2 rRNA genes (1 of these 2 cut by a window edge) are annotated in these 2,795 nt (G+C 54.7%); both read right to left on the bottom strand.

Annotated elements, in window-relative coordinates:
- Nucleotides 1–36 precede the first annotated feature (36 nt).
- A 5S ribosomal RNA gene (gene rrf / locus LOS8367_RS18505) occupies nt 37–151 on the bottom strand.
- A gap of 78 nt (nt 152–229) precedes the next feature.
- Nucleotides 230–2,795 (bottom strand): 23S ribosomal RNA (locus LOS8367_RS18500) (it continues 269 nt past the right edge of the window).

Here is a 2,795-nt window from a genome sequence, read left to right as displayed (position 1 = left end):
ATCGTTCAGAGAGAATGTTTTGATGTTCTTTACTAGGTCTGGCGGTGACTTACTCTCCCACGTCTTGAGACGCAGTACCATCAGCGCGACGGCACTTAACGGCCGAGTTCGGAATGGGATCGGGTGTTTTGCTCGTGCTATGGCCACCAGACCGAGGAAAGAACATCGTTCCAAGTCGTACACCGTGTTGGTGTGTATGCTTTCGGATCCAGCCTTGCTGTTTCTGGATCGGATCAAGCCTATCGGACCATTAGTATCGGTCAACTGAACGCATTGCTGCGCTTACATCTCCGACCTATCGACGTGGTGGTCTACCACGGTCCTCAGGGATACCTTGTTTTGAGGGGGGCTTCCCGCTTAGATGCCTTCAGCGGTTATCCTGTCCGATCATAGCTACCCAGCACTGCCGTTGGCACGACAACTGGTCCACCAGTGGATCGTTCACCCCGGTCCTCTCGTACTAGGGGCAACTCCTCTCAAGTATCCTACACCCACGGAAGATAGGGACCGAACTGTCTCACGACGTTCTAAACCCAGCTCACGTACCTCTTTAAATGGCGAACAGCCATACCCTTGGGACCTGCTCCAGCCCCAGGATGAGATGAGCCGACATCGAGGTGCCAAACACTGCCGTCGATATGGACTCTTGGGCAGTATCAGCCTGTTATCCCCAGCGTACCTTTTATCCGTTGAGCGATGGCCCTTCCACTCGGGACCACCGGATCACTATGGCCGTCTTTCGACTCTGCTCGACTTGTCAGTCTTGCAGTCAGGCTGGCTTATGCCATTGCACTCGACGAACGATTTCCGACCGTTCTGAGCCAACCTTCGCGCGCCTCCGTTACTGTTTGGGAGGCGACCGCCCCAGTCAAACTACCCGCCACACAGGGTCCCGGAACCGGATCACGGTCCGCGGTTAGACATCAAGAGTGCGAAGGGTGGTATCTCAAGGGAGGCTCCACGGGAACTGGCGTTCCCGCTTCAAAGCCTACCACCTATCCTGCACATCGCAATCCTGATGCCAGTGTGAAGCTGTAGTAAAGGTGCATGGGGTCTTTCCGTCTAACCGCGGGAAGCCGGCATCTTGACCGGCAATTCAATTTCGCTGAGTCGATGTTGGAGACAGCGGGGAAGTCGTTACGCCATTCGTGCAGGTCGGAACTTACCCGACAAGGAATTTCGCTACCTTAGGACCGTTATAGTTACGGCCGCCGTTTACCGGGGCTTCAATTCAAGGCTTGCACCTCTCCTTTTAACCTTCCGGCACCGGGCAGGCGTCAGACCCTATACGTCGTCTTGCGACTTCGCAGAGCCCTGTGTTTTTAGTAAACAGTCGCCACCCCCTGGTTTGTGCCCCCGGCCCACACTTGCGTGCAAACCGGGCCTCCTTCTCGCGAACTTACGGAGGTATTTTGCCGAGTTCCTTCAACATCGTTCTCTCAAGCGCCTTGGTATTCTCTACCAGTCCACCTGTGTCGGTTTAGGGTACGATCTCATGATGGAGCTATTTCCAGGGACTGCTAAGCGGCCCGATCAATCCGATAAGATCGAACAACCCTCGCAATCCGTCACTTCCATCTGGCCCAGGAATATTAACCTGGTTCCCATCGACTACGCCTTTCGGCCTCGCCTTAGGGGTCGGCTTACCCTGCTCAGATTAACTTTAAGCAGGAACCCTTGGACTTTCGGCGACAGGGTCTCTCACCCTGTTTGTCGCTACTCATGTCATCATTCTCGCTAGTGATCTCTCCACCGGATCCCTCACAGGCCGGCTTCACAGAAAATCCCGCGTCTCCAACAGCCCCGAGGGGCATAAGGAGACATGGGATTATGTCACACTACGCTCTGCTACCATGCACTAAGTGCATCCTAAGCTTCGGCTCATGGCTTGAGCCCCGTTACATCTTCGCCGCAGGACAACTTATTTAGACCAGTGAGCTGTTACGCTATCTTTAAAGGATGGCTGCTTCTAAGCCAACCTCCTGGTTGTTTTGGTCGTCCCACCTGCTTTCCCACTTAGCCATGAATTGGGGGCCTTAGCTGTAGGTCAGGGTTGTTTCCCTCTCCACGACGGACGTTAGCACCCGCCGTGTGTCTGCCATCTAGTACTCCCGGGTATTCGGAGTTTGGTTAGGATCAGTAAGCCTGTGGGGCCCCATTACCCATCCAGTGCTCTACCCCCCGGGGTATTCGGATGACGCTCTACCTAAATAGATTTCGCAGAGAACCAGCTATCTCCGAGTTTGATTGGCCTTTCACCCCTAGGCACACCTCATCCCGACCTTTTTCAACAGGTGTGGGTTCGGACCTCCAGTGCGTGTTACCGCACCTTCATCCTGGACATGCCTAGATCACTCGGTTTCGGGTCTGATCCCACGAACTCATGCGCCCTATTAAGACTCGCTTTCGCTGCGCCTACACCTACCGGCTTAAGCTTGCTCGTGAGACCAAGTCGATGACCCATTATACAAAAGGTACGCCGTCACCTCGCAAGGAGGCTCCGACTGATTGTAGGCGTTCGGTTTCAGGTACTGTTTCACTCCCCTCGTCGGGGTGCTTTTCACCTTTCCCTCACGGTACTGGTTCGCTATCGGTCAGTAAGGAGTACTTAGCCTTCGAGGGTGGTCCCCCGATCTTCAGACAGGATTACACGTGTCCCGCCCTACTTGATACGTCCTATCATGCTTCCCATACGGGGCTGTCACCCGCTATGGCCGAGTTTTCCAACTCGTTCTGGTCACACTCAAGGCTCGGCTGGTCCGCGTTCGCTCGCCACTACTAGCGGAGTCTCTGTT

It is taken from the genome of Limimaricola soesokkakensis (assembly GCF_900172345.1).
GTDB lineage: Bacteria > Pseudomonadota > Alphaproteobacteria > Rhodobacterales > Rhodobacteraceae > Limimaricola > Limimaricola soesokkakensis.
This window is presented reverse-complemented; position numbering and strand designations above follow the sequence as displayed.